Below are 18,264 nucleotides of genomic sequence, written 5' to 3'. Positions count from 1 at the left end.
CAAGCATCGGTGGAAGGATTGCGAAACCCTGTCCTCATGCCATTTTGCGTGACGTCTGAACATACGTCCTGAAAGGTCACTTTGCAAATGCACGAAACGTCTCCACATGCAGCCTCTTGCCGTCCGTCCTGCATACGACGGCGCCATTCTCATCGGTGCGGTAAATTTTTATGCCCCTTTCCTGCAGCCGCTCAACAACTTCATCTGCCGGATGTCCGAAGCTGTTGTCCCGACCGACGCTGATGACGGCGAAGCGCGGTTGGGCGGCGGCAAGGAAGTTCTCTGTCGTCGAAGTCTTCGAGCCGTGATGCGCGACCTTCAGGACAGTGCATTGAGGATTCTTCCCCTCCGCAAGCATAGCCTGCTCCTGCTCCGCGACGAGATCGCCCGTGAAGAGGAACGATGCCGCGCCATAGCTCACGCGGATGACGTTTGAGTACTCGTTGCCCGTCGCGCCATTCGCTGCGCCGCCCTCCATCTGCGGCGCGTAGAGGATATCGACCGCCACGCCGTCGAGATCGATATGCTCGCCCGCCTCCGCAGGAGCTAAACGCTGCATCTCAGGCGCATCGAGAGAGCAGCCGAGCACGCGTGCATACTCGCTGCGCGGCTCGTGCGCCGTCAAGACCATGCCGACGGGCAGTCGGCGCAGGATGCCGCCCGCACCGCCCGCATGATCTTCATGCACATGCGTGAGGATGATATAGTCGAGCCTTCGCACGCCGTAATGTGCGAGATACGGCACATCGACGCGCGAGCCGATGTCGTAGCCGCCGTCGCGCGTGCCGCCTGTATCAATCATCAATGCCCTGCCGTGCGGCGTCACGACGAGCGCCGCATCTCCCTGCCCCACGTCGATGAAATGCACCGCCATCTCCTGCGGGCGCGAAAACTGCCATAAGACGACGGCAGCAGCAGCGAGCAGAAGCGCTGCAAAAAGCGCCTTGCGCCGCTCGCTGCACCATGCCAAAATAATCTTTCGGCGCTCCTCAGACTGCACAAATACGGCAAGCATAGCAAAATAGATGCAGGCGAGCGGGCCGGAAAGCGTCGGCAGATACACCTCGCCGCCGGGCATAGCTGCCAAAAGGCGCGTACACTCGTAGACAAGCCCCAAGAGCAAGCTGTCCGCAAGAAAGACAAGCTTCGCCAAGAACGGCAGCACAAAGGACGCAAGCCCCGCGAAAAGCCCTGCGACGATGACGATTTCCACGACGGGCACGACGATGATGTTGGCGATGAGCGACGAAAGCGACAAACGGTGGAAGTACCACGCGAGGAGCGGCAAAGTCGCAAGCTGCGCCCCGAGTGTGACGGCAAGACTCATCGCTGCAAAGCGCGGCAAAAAGCGCAGGCGCGAAAGCCGTTCGCAAAAAGGCGGCGCGAGGTACAAAAGCCCCGCCGTCGCCGCGAACGACAGTTGGAAACTGACGTCAAACGCCATGAGCGGCTCGAAGAAAAGCAGCCCCATGCCGACAAGAGCCAAGAGCCGCCGCGCGTCGCTCTCACGCTCCAAGGCAAGCGCGAAGAACGCGAGCAATCCCATCGCGCCCGCACGCACAGCCGGCGGCACACAGCCCGCGAGCACGCAGTACAGCACGACGACGGCGGTGACGAAAACCGCCGTCACAGCAGGACGCAGGCGAAGGAGCGCACCGAGCCACGCCATGACTGCCGCCAACAGCGTAATATGCGAGCCGGACACCGAGAGGATATGCACGATGCCCGTCGCCGTGAACGCTTCGACAAGCTCGGGCTTAATGCCCTCGTAGCCGCCAAAGAGCATGGCGAAAATCGCCGCCGCATCTTCCTTGGGCATCACACTTTCCATCGAAGCGCGGTATGCCGAGCGCACCCGCTCACTCCAGCGCAGCACAGGATGCGCCTTCCCCGCTTCCCATGAAACGCCCGGCTTCTTCGCCGATAGACGCGCGCGCACGCCCTTGACCGCCGCCGCACGCTCCACATCAATGCGCCCGGGATTGCCGTAGCCGTAGATGCCCTTGACTTTCCCGAACGCCGTGATTTCTGCGCCGATCTCAGGCAAATCGCCGACCTCACCGCGCATCTCCGAGATGTAAAGCGCTCCCGACGCCGCCTGCTCCTCGCCGGCGAAGCGCACGTGCTTCGCCGCCACTGTATAGCGCACGAACACTCCTTGCGCCGTCCGCCGCACATGCGGCGCTTCGACGAGCACGCCCTCGACTGAAGCCTCACGCCCGATCCAATGCGAAACATCGTCGGCGGGCAAAGCCTCGCCCCAAGCGAATCGCCACGCACCGAAAAAAAGAAAGAGCAGCAAGAACGCCAGCCACGTCCTGCTGCTCTCACGCACGAGAAGAAAAAGCGACAAAAAGAAGAACCCCGCCATGCCGATGGCGAGAGTGCCAAGCGAGACGTGCAGCCAATCCTCGCCGTAGATACCGAGCAAAAGGGCAAAGAAAAGCCCGTTGAGAAAAACGAGCTGCTGCTGTCCTGTCTTCATGATGACTCCTGTCTTTGAACTTCCCAGTAGGAATCACTGATAAACTCTGCCGCTCATTTTCTCACATCAGCGCTTCCCTATATGATTCAGCCGCTCCTAATCATACACATGGATCACAATTCTAGTGATAATTCCCTTTTTCACCGTAAACGACATGCTGTTCGCCGCGCTTACATTGTAGGTGTATACCGTCACCATTTCATCTACCCGCTGCCTGTAGACCTGCATTTCCTTCTCTGGGAGTTTCGGCGCCATGTTTCTCTCGATCTTCACTTCATCTGCCGTGCCGTAAACCTCGGACAGGACGGATTCGGGCATACCGACGCTAATGCCGTCCACAGTGCTCGCTGTCCCCTTCTGATTCGTTTCAATTTTGCACACCGTATATCTTCCATCGCCGCCCCAATCAACGAATTTTATGCTAACACCGTCATAAGTATACACGGGAGTAGAGCCGCTTGAGCGATACCCCGGCTGTCCCAAGACGGAAATGACTTTTCCCATGGAATCATTGCCGTGGATTCCAGCCAGCCCCGCTTGTTCGGCATAGATTGAGCAGCTTATAGGTATCGCGCCGAAATTATAGCTGTATTCCACAGGTCGCCGTGCCAAGCCAATAGAAGAAACGCACACAGCGCAAAAAAGAACCGCCGCCATCTTCTTGCAAGTCTTCGTTTTCAGCATCTTTCCCGCCTCCATTCCCTCTCATCACGCGAAAACGGATCGCCGTTTCCTCACAATACAATCTTGTCCTTCATCTTCTCATACTTCGCATCGCCGATGCCCTTGACGCGCTTGATCTCCTCGGGCGATTGGAACGCGCCGTTTTCCGTGCGGTACTCGATGATGCGCTTTGCCATAGCGGGACCGATGCCCGGCAGCTTGTCCAGCTCCTTTTCGTCCGCCGTGTTGATGTTCACCATGCCGTCGGGCAAAGACCTCGCCGCGCCGCTTGCTGTCGGTGCGCCCTGCGCCGCTCTGCCCTCTGCCGCCACGGGCGCTTTTTCCGGCACGGTGACCTGCACGCCGTCCTTGAGTTTCTGCGCGAGGTTCACGCCATTCGTATCCGCCGTCGGCAGGAAGCCGCCGCAGGCATCGACCGCATTTTTCGCCCGCGCTCCCTCGGCGAGCCGCACGACACCCGGCCGATTGACCGCGCCCGACACATAGACGACGATCTCGCTCTCCTTGACCGACATTTCTCGCACAGGCGCCACGCCCGCATCCAGCTCGACGGCGTCATCCTGACCGCAATACCCCGCATAGAACGCGCCGCCCGCCGCGAGTGCGACGACTGCCAAAAGCACAAGCATCGACTTCTTGAACATCGGCATGGTATTCAGCCTCCTAATACGATCCACAACCCTCGTTCCTCGTCGAGTAAAAATCCCTTTCTCTTATGTTTCTTACATCTTAGATATTCCACAACTTGCAGAATTTTCCTTCTGGTTTTAGACAAATAAAAGAAGCCCGACAATCATCGGACTTCTCTTTCTGTCGTTTGGTGCGGACGAGAGGGGTCGAACCTCCACGCCTTGCGGCACTGGATCCTAAGTCCAGCGCGTCTGCCAGTTCCGCCACGCCCGCATATTGACGCCTCGCCAACGTGACCTATTCTAGCATGAGAACCGCGCCGCTGTCAAACGAACGCGAAATTCCCGTCGCGGAACACAGGCACGCGCTTGCCGTCCTCCTGCACACCGTCAATAGCGAGATCTTTCGAGCCGATCATAAAGTCCTCATGTACGAGCGAATCGTTGACGCCGCGCTGCAAAAGCTCGACGCTGGTCATCGCCTCGCCGCCCTTGATGCATGTCGGGTAGGCTTTGCCGAAGGCGAGGTGGCACGCGGCATTTTCGTCAAAGAGCGTGTTGAAGAAGAGCACGCCGCTCTTCGAGATCGGCGAATCGTAGGGCACGAGCGCGACTTCGCCGAGATAGTTCGCTCCCTCGTCCGTGGCAAAAAGCTCCTTGAGGATTTCCGCGCCGCGCTCTGCCTTGTAGTCAACGACTTTACCGTCTTTGAAGGTCAGCGAGAAGCCCTCGACGATATTGCCGTTGACGTTCAGTGGGCGCGTCGCTTTGACCGTGCCGTTTACGCCGTCGCGCTTGGGCAGCGTGTAGATTTCCTCCGTCGGCATATTGGCGACGAAGGTCACGCCGCCCTGCGTCTTTTCCGCGCCGCCCATCCAGATATGACCCTCGGGCAGTTCGATGGAAAGATTCGTGCCGAGATCGTTCTTGTACTCCAAGCGCGAGAAAGCATGGTCATTCATAAACTTCGCCGCACGCGCCAAGAATTCGATATGCTTCTGCCAGTCTGATGCCGCATCTTCGCCCGGCGCAAGGCGCACGGCATCGAAGATCGCCTGCCAAAGCCGCTCGACGGCAGCGGAGGGCGCGTCCTCGGGGAACACCTTTCTCGCCCAGCTTTCCGTCGGAATTGAGACGACGCACCAGGCGTTCTTGTTGCTCATCAAACGCTGGCGGTACTCGAGAAGCGCCGCGCCCGCCGCCTGCTGTGCAAGCGTCAGACGCTCCGGCTCGACGCCGCTGAAGATCTCGGGATCCGAGGCATGAATTGTGACGAAAGCCGCCCCCTCTTGGGCGCTGTCCTCGTAGAGGCGGCGACGCCATTCGGGAAACTCCGTGAAGACGCTTTTTCTCGCCTTATCGTAGCGCAGGCGTGCAAGCTTTTCGTCGTTCCACGCGACCGTCACATCGTGCGCACCTGCATCGTATGCCGCGCTCGCGACGCGCCGCGCAAAGTCGGCGCACGCGAGCGGCGCGTTGATGACGAGCGGCTGATCCTTTTGCAGATTGACCCCCATGCGCACGATCAGACGCGCATATTCTTCGAGAAGCTCCTCGCGGTTCTTTTCGTTCATATTCCTACTCCCTTTCCTTCAGCGGTACCGCAGGCGGTACGTCTTGCCTTCGGGCAGCATGATGCCGCCGTCGCCCGATGCACCGACGGCTTTCAGCGCTTCCTTGTACTCGACCGGTACAGAAAGCGCCTCTGTCTTGAAGGTCGCCGTACCCGCGCCGTCCAAGTCGAGCGTGAAGCCCGAACGCATTCTCTGCCCGCTGCGCTCAAGATAGTCGAAGTCGCCTTCCCCATCATCGCTAATTTCGCCGCGGATCTTCAACGTCATGCCGATGAAGGCGATGTCCGACAGTCTCGTTGCGGCGCTGTCGGGCATCAAGGCAATATTTCCTTCCTTGATTTCAAGCGAGTCGCGTCCCGTCGTTGCCGAGAGAATCTGCACTTCGACATGACCATCCTCGCTTCTAAGGCTCTGCGACGTGCGCATCAGCTCGCTCCAGCGCGGCACGGTCACTTTGTAGGAATCAATGACGGCGATGTAGCCCGCCCGATCGTCCTGCGCCACCGTGCCATAAAGGCGCACATAGTCGCCGCGCGAGGGGCGCGGTTCAGCGGCGCTGACCCCCTTGCCCTCGACGAGAAGGCGCGGTCCATTCGTATGCATCTCCGCCTGCATTGCCGCACCGTCGATATCGACGACACGCGCGACGAACTGCACTTCCTTGCCCTTGAACTTCGCAGGATTCTCCGAGAACTTCACGCCCTCAACGAACTCGGGGTGATGCGGCGGCTCGCGGTAGACAGCGCTCCTTCTGCCGCAGCCGACAGAGAGTACAAGCAGGGAGAGCAGCGCAAAAACCAGTATGAAGCGCAGTCCTTGTCTTTTCCCTGTCCTCAAAGTTCCAACGCCCCCGTCAAATCTCTCGCATATTCGATGCCTTGCCGCTCCAGATACGCATCGAGACCTTCTGCCGCCTCGACGACGGCACGCGGATTTGCGAAATTCTCCGCGCCGATCTCGACGGCGCTCGCGCCCGCGAGCAAAAACGCCGCCACATCTTCGCCCGTCTGTATGCCGCCCATGCCGATGACGGGAATGGAGACCGCATGTGCCGCCTGATAAACCATGCGCAGGGCGATGGGCTTGACGGCGGGACCGGACAAACCGCCCGTGATATTGCCGAGAAGCGGTTGTCGCCGTTCGACGTCGATCACCATGCCCGTCAGCGTGTTGATGAGCGAGACGGCATCGGCGCCCGCGTCTTCAACGGCACGCGCCATCTGCGTGATGTCGGTGACGTTCGGCGAGAGTTTGACAATCACGGGCTTTTTCGTATGCTGTTTGACCGCTCTTGTCACACGCGCCGCCTGCACGGGATCGGTGCCGAATACGATGCCGCCTTCCTTGACATTCGGGCACGAAATATTGACCTCGATGCCGTCCACGCCATCGACATCGAGCATTTGCGCCATCTCGCCGTATTCTTCCGCCGTCCCCGCGCTGATGTTGACGATGAACGCCGTCGGCAGCTTCGCCGCTTCGGGCAGGATGTCACGGCAGAACGCCTCGATGCCGGGGTTTTCCAAGCCAATGGAGTTGAGCATGCCGGCGGGCGTCTCGGCGATGCGCACGCCGCCGTTTCCCGCACGCGGTTTCGGCGTAATGCCTTTCGATACGACCGCGCCGACATCGGCAAGGTCAAGGAAATCTTCATACTCCATGCCAAAGCCGAACGTGCCAGAAGCGCCCATGATCGGCGTCGCCATGCGAATGCCCGCGACCTCGACGGCAAGCCTTTCCCTGTTCATTCAAAAACCTCCTCCGCCGCAAAGACCGGCCCTTCCGTGCAAGTCTTGCGCCTCTTGCCCGTCGTCTTTCCCTCGAAGGTGCAGCCAAGACAGACACCGAAGCCGCACGCCATTCGCTTTTCGAGCGACACTTCGCATGAAAGACCTGCGCTCCGTGCAAGACGCGCAATGCCGTCCATCATGAGATCGGGGCCGCAGACCTTGACGGCGCGCACCTCATTTTCACAGAGGACGAGCGGCATCAAGTGCAGAGGATAGCCGTGAAAGCCGCTCGTTCCATCGTCTGTCGCGATATAGACCGCTTTCGCATACGGCGTAAAAAAGCGCGTCCAAAAAGTCTCCGGCTCAGAACGTGCGCCGATGATGACGACAGGCTTTTCATGCAGACGATGCGCAAGCAAAAGGAGCGGCGCAAGCCCCAGACCACCGCCGACGAGAAGCGCAGGCTCGTCCGTGAGCGTAAAGCCCGTGCCGAGTGCGCCCTCGACGCTCAGAGTTTCGCCCGGTCGCAGCGCAGCAAGCTCCGCCGTCCCCTCGCCCAAGATGCGGTAAAAGAGCGTGATCGTCCCCTTCTCATCGTCGATATCCGCCACGCCGAAAGGACGTCGCAAGAGGTGTGCGCTCTTCGGCTTCTTCACCATGACGAACTGCCCCGGCTCTGCCCCCGCCGCGATCTTCGGCGAAAGAAGCTCCATCTGCCAAATATCGGGCAATATGGCGCGGTTCAAAACGATAACGGCATCCTCCAAAGTTTTTTTCAAGGAATCGTCCTCCTGTCTTATCGCTTACATCTTTTTGTATTATAACATCATTATCTACGGAAGGAAACAAAAGAAGAAACCGCCGCCACTGCAACGGTTTCTTCCATACGAATTTTAGGGAAACGCTGATAAAACAAAGTTCCCAGATTTGCACATCTACGCTGTTCCTGTCACGGAATTGCCGACGACGAGAGGACAGCGTAGATGTTTGAAGATGGGCGGCTGAATTGATCCGTGGTTCCTTAGATCGGGAGTTTCACTTCGTATCGAAAAGCAGCGTCACAGGCCCGTCGTTGACCGATGTGACCTGCATATCCGCGCCGAAACTGCCGTGCTCGACGCGAAAGCCCAGAGCGCGGCAATGCGCCATGAAACTCTCGTAGAGCGGCTCGGCAATCGCGGGCTTCGCCGCCCTGGAAAAGCCCGGGCGGCGGCTCGAAAGGTCAGCGTAGAGCGTGAACTGCGAGACGACGAGGAGTGCGCCGCCGACATCTTTGAGCGCGAGATTCATCTTGCCCGCCGCGTCGGAAAATACGCGCGTACGGCAGATCTTCTCCGCCAGGCGCTTCGCCTCTTCTTCCCCATCTGCCGGCCCCACGCCCAGAAGGACGAGGAAGCCCTCTCCGATCTCACCCGTCACTGCGCCATCAATGGAGACGGCAGCCTCCTTCACCCTCGTCACGACTGCCCGCATGATCCCATCCTTTCCCGCGGCAAAAACCGCGCCAACAGCAAAACACCCGCCGCCCAAGTCTCAGTTCGTCCAGCGATCGGCAAAGGCGAATACATGTCGGTAGTAATTCTCCGGATCCTTCGCCTTCGCCGCCGCATGCCACGCGCCTTCGACCGTCAGCGCTTCCTTCTGCGGTGCGCTCGACGCCGCCGCCAACTCCTGCATCATACTGTAGGGCACGAGCAGATCGGACGTGCCGTGGATGAAGAGCGTCGGCGTCTTCATGCGGCGCACAGCGTCGAGCGCCGAGGCGTCAGAAAGCGCGACGCCCGTCTTCTCGCGGCTCATATAGTCCACACCGCGCATGATGACAGATGCCGGCAGGTTGAAACTCTCCATCTTGCGCACGAACATATCCTCAGCACTCGTATAGCCCGAGTCCTCGACGACGGCGACAAGGTTCGGCGGCGCATCGTCCCTTCCTGCTGCAAGGAGTGCCGTCGCCGCGCCCATAGAAACGCCGTGCAGCACGACACGCGCTGCAGGATCGACTTCAGCGATGCGCGAAATCCATGCGGCAACGTCGCGGCTTTCGAACGCTCCCATCGTCACATACTTTCCCTCGCTCTTGCCCGAAGCGCGCAAATCCGGCGTCAGGACGTGATACCCATGCGCTATGTACGCTTCGGCATAATCCCACGTATCCGCCTGACTGCGCCCGTAGCCATGCAGCAGCACGACCCAGCGATGACTCGGTGCAGCGGGGGAAAAATGCGTCGCCGCAAGCCGCAGACCGTCGAAAGAGTGCAACGTCCAATCCTCGCTTTGCGCCTCGGGCTTCTTCGGCAGATGGACATTCGGATCGGAAAGACTCGCCGCGATGACGGGCGGCGCCTGCGGATCGCCGCCGCTGCCGCGCGCCAAGGCGAGGTCGACGAAGTAACCGCCGACGACATAGACGAAGGCGCCTGCGGAGAGCGCCGCAAGCAGGAGCGTCGTCGCAATACTCGTGAAAAAAATCGTCGCCAGCGTTCTCATTTGCCCGCTTTCATGCGATTGATGGCGCTGACAAGCGCCATCGCCGACGCCGTGATGATATCCGTATCAAGCCCTGCGCCCCATGTGACCTTGCCGCTTTCCGCCGTAATGCCGATGTATGCCATAGCGCGCGACGTTGAGCCGATCTCAAGCGCGTGCTCGCTGTATGTCAAATCCTTATAGGAGATGCCAAGATTCTCCTGCAAGGCGTTGCTGATGGCGTCGAGGCGTCCGTTGCCGCGCGCCTGATACGTCACGGGCTTGCTCTCGACTTCCATGTGCACCTCGCCCGCGCGTACGCCGTCCGGCGCTTTGCGCAGCAGGAAATCGACGAGCCGCACAGGCGTTTCGACATTGACGTACTCCTTCTGGAAAAGCTCATGCACCTCTTCGGGCAAAAGCTCCTTGTGCCCGCGATCGGAAACGCCCTTGACGAAGTAGCTGAGGTCCTCGCGCATCTTCTTCGGCAGGTCGAGTCCGAACTTCTGCTCCAAGAGATAGCCGACGCCGCCCTTGCCCGACTGGCTGTTGATGCGGATGACGTCGCCGTCGTACTCGCGCCCGACATCTTTCGGATCGATATAAAGGTACGGCACATTCCAGAACTTCGGCTTCTTCTCCTCGCGCCACTTCATGCCCTTGGCGATCGCGTCCTGATGCGAGCCGGAGAAAGCGGCGAAGACCAGCTCGCCCGCATACGGCTGACGCGCGTGGACGCTCATGCGCGTCACGCGCTCGTAAAGCTCGACAAGCTCGGGCATATTGGAAAAGTCCAGCTCGGGATCGACGCCGAGCGCGAAGAGATTCATGGCAAGCGTCACGATGTCCGCATTGCCCGTGCGCTCGCCGTTGCCGAAGAGCGTGCCCTCGATGCGCTCCGCCCCCGCCAAGATGCCCAGTTCCGAATCCGCCACGCCGCAGCCGCGGTCATTGTGCGGATGCAGAGACAGTCGGACAGCGTCGCGGTACTTGAGATTCTGTGAAATATAGGCGACCTGCATACCATAGACGTGCGGCATCGAAAGCTGCACCGTCACGGGGATATTGATGATCGCAGGACGCTCCCTTTTCGGCTGCCAGACATCGAGCACGGCGTTGCAGACCTCAAGCGCATACTCCGGCTCCGTGCCCGTGAAGCTCTCGGGCGAATACTCGAAGCGATAGTCAGCGCCCGCCTTCGCCGTAAGCTCGGCGAGGAGATTCGCGCCCTCGACGGCGATCTTCTTGATCTCTTCTTTTGACTTATAGAACACCTGCTCGCGCTGCGGCACCGACGTCGAATTGTAGACGTGGACGATGGCGTTCTTCACGCCGTCAAGCGCTTCGAACGTCTTCTTGATGATATGCTCACGCGCCTGCGTCAAGACCTGCACCGTCACGTCGTCGGGGATCAGATCGTCCTCTACGAGGCGGCGAAGAAACGCAAACTCCGTATCGGACGCTGCGGGAAAGCCCACCTCGATCTCCTTGAAGCCGATCTTCACGAGCATCTTGTAAAATTCCAGCTTCTCCTCCAAGCTCATCGGGATAATCAACGCCTGATTGCCATCGCGCAGATCGACGCTGCACCACGTCGGCGCCTTCGTCGGATGCTCCTTCTTGAGCCAGCTCAAATCTATCTCAGGCGGCAGAAAATACTGCTTCTCGTACTTCGTGTAATTCTTCATAAAGAACGCCTCCCGTAGCCCCTTCATAGAAAAAGCCTTTCATCCCCAAAGAGACGAAAGGCAATGCTTACGTGTTACCACTCAATTTCGCGCCAAAGCGCGCACTTTAACGGATACCATCATATCCTCCTGCTCTAACGGTCAGGCTCCGGCTCCGCCTACTCCACGTCTGTTTCAGCGAGCTGCTTCAAGGCGAGTTCAACGGCGCTTCCTCTCCGCTTTCCACCAGCCAGCGGCTCTCTATCCATTCTGCGACGCCTACTATTCCTCTGCAACGCATTTGCAATTTGAATTTATACTCTATAGGATAGCATATATGTCGCCGCTCTGCAAGGGAAATTTTTCTCCTAGCACTTCGGCGCATCTTCAAGGACCGCTCTTCTATATTAAACAGAAAGGTGCTATACTGAAAGAAAACACATATTAACCCAGACAGGAAGAACTTTACATGGACGAAATAAAGATGGAAGAAATTCGGTGTCTTTGTCAAAAAGACGCCATATATTGGACGGATCATGCAGGCAAGCGCTTAATCAAACGATGGATTTCTCCAAACGAGGTCATCGATACACTGCTCAACGGCAGTATCATCGAGCAATATCCCGAGGATTATCCATTCCCCAGTTGTCTGATCTATGCCTGCATAAACAATCGCCCTTTACATGTTGTTTGCAGCATCGGCAACAACCAACTCTATATCATCACCGCTTACGAGCCAACACAAGCTTCATGGGACGAAACATTCACCATACGGAAAAAGGAGGAAGGCTTCACATGAAAAACTGTACTTTTTGCAAGGGAACGACGAAAGATGGTTTCTCCACCTTCACGGTCGATCTCGAAAACTGTGTCATCGTGATTCGCAATGTCCCTTCACAAATCTGCGAGCAATGCGGCGAAACTTATTACTCGACTGAAGTCATGCAGCAGCTTTTCCGCATTGCGCAAGACGTCCGCCATAACATGACGGAAATCGTCGTCGTGAATTATCAAACCGCCGCATGACAAAACTTTCTTCCCTTACGCCTCGCTTGTAAACCGTTTTACCTGCGCAGCGATCAATTCCTCGTCTTGGAAATAATTGATCTTCATCGCCGCCTTCATCGCTTCGAGCGTTGCGGCGGCTTTTTTGCGCGCTTTTTCGCTGCCTTCGGCGAGCACGGCGTAGACGGCGCGGATGTCTTTTTCGAGTTCCTTGCGGCGTGCGCGGATCGGCGCCAGCTCATCTTCCAATACCGCAATGAGGAACTTCTTGACCTTGACGTCGCCGAGACCGCCGCGGCTGTAGTGCGCCTTCAAGGCATCGAGATTCTCGTACTCGGGCAGGAACTTTTCGAAGTGCTCGGGACGCGAGAATACGTCGAGATAGGTGAAGACCGTATTGCCCTCGATCTTGCCGGGATCTTCGACGCGGATATGGTCGGGGTCGGTATACATCGACATGACCTTCTTCTTCACCTCCGCTGCCGAATCGGAGATGTAGATACCGTTGCCAAGAGACTTCGACATCTTCGCCTTGCCATCCGTGCCGGGAAGACGCATCGCCGCCTTCTGCGAGGCGAGCAGGCTCTGCGGTTCGACGAGCGTCTCGCCGTAGACCTCGTTGAACTTGCGCACGATTTCGCGCGTCTGCTCCAACATCGGCTCCTGATCCTCGCCTACAGGGACGGTCGTCGCCTGAAACGCCGTGATGTCCGCCGCCTGACTGATCGGATAGGTGAAGAATCCCACGGGGATGCTCGTCTCGAAGTTGCGCATTTGAATCTCCGCCTTGACCGTCGGATTGCGCTGCAGACGCGAAACCGTCACGAGGTTCATATAGTAAGCCGTCATCTCGAAGAGCTGCGGCACTTCGGACTGCACGAACATCACGGTCTTTGCCGGGTCAAGACCGCACGACATGTAGTCGAGCGCAACTTCGATGATGTTCTGGCGGATCTTCTCGGGATTGTCCATATTGTCGGTCAATGCCTGCGCATCGGCGATCATAATGTATATTTCATCGTACTCGCCCGAATTCTGCAGCTCAACGCGCCGCTTGAGCGAACCGACGTAATGTCCAAGATGAAGCCGCCCCGTAGGACGGTCGCCTGTCAATATGATTTTCTTCACGATAAAGCCTCTTTTCCTTTGATTTGTCGGAAAGTGCCGAATGTATGCGCACTTCCAAACTCACTCTTTATTTTACCATGAAGCCCCAAGAGGTCAAGTCGAAGACGCAGACCGATTAGCTAGGCTTCTGTACGGACGGCGCACTATGTCCACAAAGTGGACGTTTGTGCATGTAGCTTGCTATGAAAATCCAAGAGGTCAAGCCCGAAAAGAAGAGCGCAAGGCGGCAAATGCACATCACCATGTACATTCGCCGCCTCGCTCTGCCTTGCGATATTTTCCTTCATCGCTTCACAATCAAGCGTTCCTGCACGCCGTGCACGATTCATTCCGCTTCGGCAATTCCACCTCACGAAACTTCATCGTCAGCGCGTCGTAAATCAGTAATCGCCCGACAAGAAGATCGCCAACGCCCAAGATATACTTGACGGCTTCGACCGCCTGCAAAGATCCCACGACACCTGCCGCTGCGCCCAGAACGCCGATTTCTCGGCTCGTCGGCACTGTCCCATCTTCGGGCACATCCTCGAAAATGCAGCGATAGCACGGACCTTCTTGCGGCACGACGGTCATGATCTGACCGCCAAATCCCGTGATTCCCGCATGAGAAAAAGGCTTATGCAGACGCACGCAGGCATCATTGATGAGAAACTTCGCAGGGAAATTATCTGTGCAGTCGAGAACGAAGTCATAGCTGCGATCACAGAGAATATTCTCGACATTGTCCTCCGAGAGTCTCTCCCGATAGACGTTAACGCGCACAGCGGGATTGCGCGCGGCGAGCGCCCTCGCCATCGAATCTGCCTTCTTCCTGCCGACATCCGCTGACCGATGCGCTATCTGGCGCTGCAAGTTGGAGAGATCGACAACATCATCGTCGACGATGCCGATCTCGCCGACACCCGATGCCGCGAGATACATCGCCGCAGGCGAGCCAAGACCGCCCGCGCCGACGATCAGAATCTTTGCGGCGAGAAGCTTTTTCTGTCCGACTTCCCCAACATCTGCCAAGAGCATCTGGCGCGAATACCGCTCGCGCTCTTCCTGCGTCAGCAATCGTTCTTTCAAGTCCGCTTCCTCGCCGCCCATATCAGACGGCAACGACCTTGACGACGTTCGCGCCGAAGGCTTCCTTCAAGACGGGCAGGCACTCTTTCACGAGCATCGTGCGCTCACGCGCCGTGCGCACCGTGACGAGGAGCGTCGTGCCGCTCTTCGCGAGATTCTGCAGCGGCGCGAGGTACTTCTTGTAGCCCTCTTCCCCGAGGATGCCCTTCGCACGCAAAAGCCCCTCGTGCATCTCTGCGCGAGCCGCAGGGATACGCTCCTCGATCGGACGCATCTTCTCCGCCGTCAGATGCGGATTGTTCAGCAGCCATTCTTTTTCCATCATGATGCGTTTCTCCCTTACAAACGATGCGAAATAACGACGGCATCATCAAGCGATTTTTTCGAGATCTCTATGCGGATCTCCATATCTTATTTCTGCATCAAACCGACCTTGATGAAGGCGATCTTGCCGTTCTTGACGCCGAAGGTCAGATAGTGAAACGGATTGTCTGTCTGCCAATACGTGTAGTAGTCGTAGCCCGGCATACGGTGTTTCTTATGCTTCGTCGAGTCGACTGCACCTGTGCCGTAAATCTTTTGCAGGATCGAGGCGTCCATGCCGACGGTCACGCCTGCGGGCGTCGCCCAGCCGTTGTTTCCCTTGACGAGGACGGACTTCACACTCATACCATCCGCCGATGGCACGATCTTCACGGTGTCGCTGTAGCCGAAGAGATGTTCGACGTAATGCGACTGCACATCTTTCATCGGTCCATAGATGCTCTCCACATAGTCGAGCGACATTCCCGGTTCCACACCGCCAAGCGACATGTCCTGCGGCGTGATCCAATCGAGCCCTTCCGCACCGCATACGGCACTTCCAGCGGCGAGCGTCGCGCCCAGCAGCAAACTTGCAGCAATTTTCTTCAACTTCATGAAAATACACTCCTTCTCCTATACAATCGTAAAAACAGCCAATCTACGTTTTTTCTGTGCCTATGCTTCACCTCCCCAAAGTTTTTCGCCATGCCTTTTCCTGTCACTCTATTCATGGGGAAATCAGAAACTCTACTCAAAACGTATAGCTACAGCTCAGCATGTAATTCGTCGGCGCGACGCGGTAGTTCGCGCCCGTATGCGAGGTCACATCCGCGCGGTCGAGCACATTTTCCACGGTCAGGCGTATCTCGCTTCTTTCGTCAGGATGGTACGCCGTACTCCAACTCGTGAGGAAGTACGGCTTGCACGCATAGGACGGCTCGCTCGAAGGCGACTGCACACGATCAGCAAGGTAAGAGCCGGTAAGCGACGAGCTCCACTTGCCCTTCTTGTAAAGCACGCCGCCCGTAAGCTGCAACTTGCCGAAAATGCGCTCCCAGTCCGCGCCCTTGCTGCCCTTCGCCTCCGGGTTCTGCCATGTAATGCCCCAGTTCCACGAAAAGCCGTGCTTTCCTTGCGTCTCGCACGAAAGTTCCAGTCCCGTGTTGCGAAAATCTTCATTCTTGTATTGGTACCTGTTGTCCCGCGGTTTCCATGTCGCCGTGATATTGTCCTCGACGTCCATGTGAAAGAGCGCCGCCTTCCACGTATGCCCTGCGTGCTTCGCCTTCCAGCCAATCTCATAGGTAACACCCGTCTGCGGCTTCAAATCCGGCGCAGGCACGAGACGACTGCTCGCGCCGTACATCTGCGCGAACTTCGGCATGACAAAGGACTGGCTGACGGAAAGATAGAGGCTGTTTTCGTGGTCGAGCTTGTGCAGCCACTGACCGGAAGCGCTGAAATTATGGTAGTTCTCATCGCGCATCGCCGCTGTCGTCCACGTCTCGCGCATACCGAAGATGCCCGTGTCGCGCTCTGTGAACTTCTGCTCCCATTGAGCAAACACGCCCCAGTTGTTGCGCATGTAGCTTGCAGGGCTAGCCGTCGAGCGAGCCGGCAGTGCTTCGTAGACTTCATGCTCCAAGCTGAAGCCGAGTACGGCGGTCGCCTTCGGATCGGGCTTCCATGTGCGCTGCAGATCGACGCCGTACGTCGTGTTGCGCTCGCGCGTGTCGTACCAATCGCCGGGCGTTTTCGCACCCGTACGCGAGATGTCCGTCGGTCCCTTCGCTTCCACCGTCCCCGTGTTGAAGTAGAGGCTGCCCTTCCACGCATGATCGTGATAATTGAGCTGGCTCACGTACTGCTGCGTCGTGTAGGTACGCGCATGGAACGGGTCGCCGAGGCGCACGCCTGAGGATGTGCGATCCACGCGGTCGACGAAGCGCAGATAGGTCGCCTCCGTCTTGTAATAGCCGAAGAGGAAATCAAGCTGCGGATTGATATGATATGTCAATCCCGCGCTCGTCTTCTCCACATCGCGCAAGTCGGTGCGCGTCGAGCCGTTGAACTTCGCAGATATAACATCCGTCTCGGCAAGACCGTTCAGATGCCCCCACTTGTCGTAATTGTAGTAGACGCCGAAGCGATCATCGCCTGCGCTCACGCCGTACTGGCGCTGTCCGAAGTTGCCGAAGCCGACATGCGCCGCATTGCTCGCGCCTTTCTTCGTGATGATGTTCACGATGCCGCTCATCGCCTCGCTGCCGTAGAGGACGGATCCCGAGCCTTTGACGACCTCGATGCGCTCAATTTGATCGGCAGGGATCTGGTCGAGGTTGTACTTGCCGCGCCATGAGATAGGGCTGCCGTTCATGAGCACGAGCGTGCCGCTCTTGAAACCGCGCACGTTCAGCTCGTTGTTCATCGTTCCCATCGAAGCGCCGGAAGGGCCGAAGGATTTGTAGGCGAAGCCGTTGACCTTGGCGAGTGCGTCCGCTGCATCAGCGGCGCCGCTCTCCTTGATGGCTTCCGACGTGATGACCACGGTCGCCGCCGGCACGTCAATGTCGCGCTTTTCGCGGCGCGTCGCCGTCACGACGGTATCTTCGAGCGCATGATCGTTTTCTGCCGCTGCCACAGGCGCAGCAGAAGACTCTTCCTTTGATGCCTCACCCGTCTGCTGCGGCATTTGCGCCGCCCAAGCGGGGACGGATGTCGCCATAAATGCAGCCGCGATGGCGAGCGTGAGCATCTTCTTTTTCTTGCTTTGCAAAATACAGCCTTCTTCCATAAATTCAGTTCAAGCGGAAGTGAAACGTCTTCGTCCAGACGCCGCGCGCACCGCCGTCACCGGGGTTGAACGTGAAGCGGTAGCCTGCCGCTACCGCCGCACTGTCCATCGCGGCGTATCCCGAGGACGAGATGACGGCGACATCTTCGATCGAGCCGTCGGACGCGACGAAGATCTTGATCGTGACGCTGCCCTCGACGTCTTCCTCGATGAGATCGGGCGGATAGTCGGGACGCGCTTCCGAACGAAGGCTCGCCTCGATGCGCTCCTTGGGCGGCGGCGGGGGCGGCGGGGGCAGCGGCGGTGGCGGTTCAGACTGACTGAGACCCGTACCCTTGCCGCCTGTACCCGGTCCCTCGCCATCGCCGATGCCCGTGCCGACGCCTTTCCCTTCACCGCCTTGCCCAAAGGGATTGCCCGCACGTGCTTCTCGCTTCTGACTCGGCTTATCCGACTCCTCGGGAGGCTTCTGCTCGATCGGAGGCAAAGTCTTGTCGGGTATCACGACCTCGTCGACGGCAGGCGCCGCCTCCACCTGCGGCGGCGAGCCGCCGCCCTCGCTTCCCTCATCCTGCGCCTCATCATAGATGACGACTTCGACGTTGTCGCTCTTCTCTTTCATCGTCGCCATAGAAAAGACGCCGACAGCTGCCGCGATGAAGAAGATGATGAGATGTACACCGAGAGACGCGAGCAGAGCCTTGTATTTATCCCTCGTATTCTCCATA

The 18,264-nt window shown here is 58.1% G+C and carries 18 protein-coding genes, 1 tRNA gene and 1 other annotated feature; of the genes, 2 read left to right on the top strand and 17 right to left on the bottom strand.

Annotation, left to right across the window (positions count from 1 at the left end):
• Positions 1–76: 76 nt before the first annotated feature.
• The 11 genes from ACO5Z0_RS05265 to ACO5Z0_RS05215 form a co-directional block, all read right to left on the bottom strand.
• The gene (locus tag ACO5Z0_RS05265) at positions 77–2,485 is read right to left on the bottom strand and encodes a DNA internalization-related competence protein ComEC/Rec2 (protein WP_485649463.1); all 2,409 of its coding nucleotides are present in this window, start codon (positions 2,483–2,485) and stop codon (positions 77–79) included.
• Between the two features lie 96 nt (positions 2,486–2,581).
• Positions 2,582–3,169: a hypothetical protein gene (locus ACO5Z0_RS05260; protein WP_485649462.1), complete on the bottom strand. Its 588-nt coding sequence runs from the start codon at positions 3,167–3,169 to the stop codon at positions 2,582–2,584.
• Positions 3,170–3,219: 50 nt separating this feature from the next.
• Positions 3,220–3,819 carry a ComEA family DNA-binding protein gene (locus tag ACO5Z0_RS05255; protein WP_485649461.1) on the bottom strand — a complete coding sequence of 200 codons (600 nt, stop codon included), beginning with the start codon at positions 3,817–3,819 and terminating at the stop codon, positions 3,220–3,222.
• A 168-nt stretch (positions 3,820–3,987) separates the two neighbouring features.
• Positions 3,988–4,072: transfer RNA gene (locus tag ACO5Z0_RS05250), tRNA-Leu, on the bottom strand.
• Between the two features lie 52 nt (positions 4,073–4,124).
• Positions 4,125–5,372: an aminopeptidase gene (locus tag ACO5Z0_RS05245; RefSeq protein WP_485649460.1), complete on the bottom strand. Its 1,248-nt coding sequence runs from the start codon at positions 5,370–5,372 to the stop codon at positions 4,125–4,127.
• 18 nt (positions 5,373–5,390) lie between these two features.
• The gene (locus tag ACO5Z0_RS05240; protein ID WP_442673884.1) at positions 5,391–6,209 is read right to left on the bottom strand and encodes a hypothetical protein; all 819 of its coding nucleotides are present in this window, start codon (positions 6,207–6,209) and stop codon (positions 5,391–5,393) included.
• Positions 6,206–7,120 (bottom strand): dihydroorotate dehydrogenase, encoded by a 915-nt coding sequence (locus tag ACO5Z0_RS05235; protein WP_485649459.1) that lies wholly within the window; start codon positions 7,118–7,120, stop codon positions 6,206–6,208. The genes ACO5Z0_RS05240 and ACO5Z0_RS05235 overlap by 4 nt, the downstream gene beginning before the upstream one ends.
• Complete coding sequence (locus ACO5Z0_RS05230) at positions 7,117–7,881, bottom strand: dihydroorotate dehydrogenase electron transfer subunit (RefSeq protein WP_442677062.1); 765 nt, start codon at positions 7,879–7,881, stop codon at positions 7,117–7,119. Before ACO5Z0_RS05230 ends, ACO5Z0_RS05235 begins: the two co-directional genes overlap by 4 nt.
• Before the next feature lie 256 nt (positions 7,882–8,137).
• Complete coding sequence (gene dtd, locus ACO5Z0_RS05225) at positions 8,138–8,575, bottom strand: D-aminoacyl-tRNA deacylase (RefSeq protein WP_485649458.1); 438 nt, start codon at positions 8,573–8,575, stop codon at positions 8,138–8,140.
• Between the two features lie 60 nt (positions 8,576–8,635).
• Complete coding sequence (locus tag ACO5Z0_RS05220) at positions 8,636–9,592, bottom strand: alpha/beta hydrolase (RefSeq protein ID WP_485649457.1); 957 nt, start codon at positions 9,590–9,592, stop codon at positions 8,636–8,638.
• Positions 9,589–11,259: a 2-isopropylmalate synthase gene (locus ACO5Z0_RS05215; protein WP_485649456.1), complete on the bottom strand. Its 1,671-nt coding sequence runs from the start codon at positions 11,257–11,259 to the stop codon at positions 9,589–9,591. The genes ACO5Z0_RS05220 and ACO5Z0_RS05215 overlap by 4 nt, the downstream gene beginning before the upstream one ends.
• 46 nt (positions 11,260–11,305) lie before the next feature.
• Positions 11,306–11,543 (bottom strand) — a binding site (T-box leader).
• Between the two features lie 164 nt (positions 11,544–11,707).
• Between ACO5Z0_RS05215 and ACO5Z0_RS05210 the strand changes: the two genes are divergently transcribed.
• The gene (locus tag ACO5Z0_RS05210) at positions 11,708–12,037 is read left to right on the top strand and encodes a DUF4258 domain-containing protein (RefSeq protein WP_485649455.1); all 330 of its coding nucleotides are present in this window, start codon (positions 11,708–11,710) and stop codon (positions 12,035–12,037) included.
• Positions 12,034–12,264 (top strand): type II toxin-antitoxin system MqsA family antitoxin, encoded by a 231-nt coding sequence (locus ACO5Z0_RS05205; RefSeq protein WP_485649454.1) that lies wholly within the window; start codon positions 12,034–12,036, stop codon positions 12,262–12,264. Before ACO5Z0_RS05210 ends, ACO5Z0_RS05205 begins: the two co-directional genes overlap by 4 nt.
• Before the next feature lie 15 nt (positions 12,265–12,279).
• Here the strand turns inward: ACO5Z0_RS05205 and trpS are convergent, their stop codons facing one another.
• The 6 genes from trpS to ACO5Z0_RS05175 form a co-directional block, all read right to left on the bottom strand.
• Positions 12,280–13,371: a tryptophan--tRNA ligase gene (trpS, locus tag ACO5Z0_RS05200; protein ID WP_485649453.1), complete on the bottom strand. Its 1,092-nt coding sequence runs from the start codon at positions 13,369–13,371 to the stop codon at positions 12,280–12,282.
• A 297-nt stretch (positions 13,372–13,668) separates the two neighbouring features.
• Positions 13,669–14,439: a HesA/MoeB/ThiF family protein gene (locus ACO5Z0_RS05195; protein WP_485649452.1), complete on the bottom strand. Its 771-nt coding sequence runs from the start codon at positions 14,437–14,439 to the stop codon at positions 13,669–13,671.
• A gap of 22 nt (positions 14,440–14,461) precedes the next feature.
• Positions 14,462–14,764 carry an RNA helicase gene (locus ACO5Z0_RS05190; protein ID WP_485649451.1) on the bottom strand — a complete coding sequence of 101 codons (303 nt, stop codon included), beginning with the start codon at positions 14,762–14,764 and terminating at the stop codon, positions 14,462–14,464.
• Positions 14,765–14,850: 86 nt separating this feature from the next.
• Positions 14,851–15,357, bottom strand: coding sequence for a hypothetical protein (locus tag ACO5Z0_RS05185; protein ID WP_485649450.1), 507 nt, complete (start codon positions 15,355–15,357; stop codon positions 14,851–14,853).
• A gap of 136 nt (positions 15,358–15,493) precedes the next feature.
• A complete protein-coding gene (locus tag ACO5Z0_RS05180) occupies positions 15,494–17,536 on the bottom strand; it encodes a TonB-dependent receptor plug domain-containing protein (protein WP_485649449.1) in 2,043 nt (680 codons plus the stop codon).
• A gap of 4 nt (positions 17,537–17,540) precedes the next feature.
• Positions 17,541–18,263: a TonB family protein gene (locus ACO5Z0_RS05175; RefSeq protein WP_485649448.1), complete on the bottom strand. Its 723-nt coding sequence runs from the start codon at positions 18,261–18,263 to the stop codon at positions 17,541–17,543.
• Position 18,264 lies beyond the last annotated feature (1 nt).

This window comes from Selenomonas sp. (assembly GCF_057272215.1).
The sequence above is the reverse complement of the archived record's forward strand: the minus strand, read 5'-3'. Positions and strand labels throughout refer to the sequence as shown.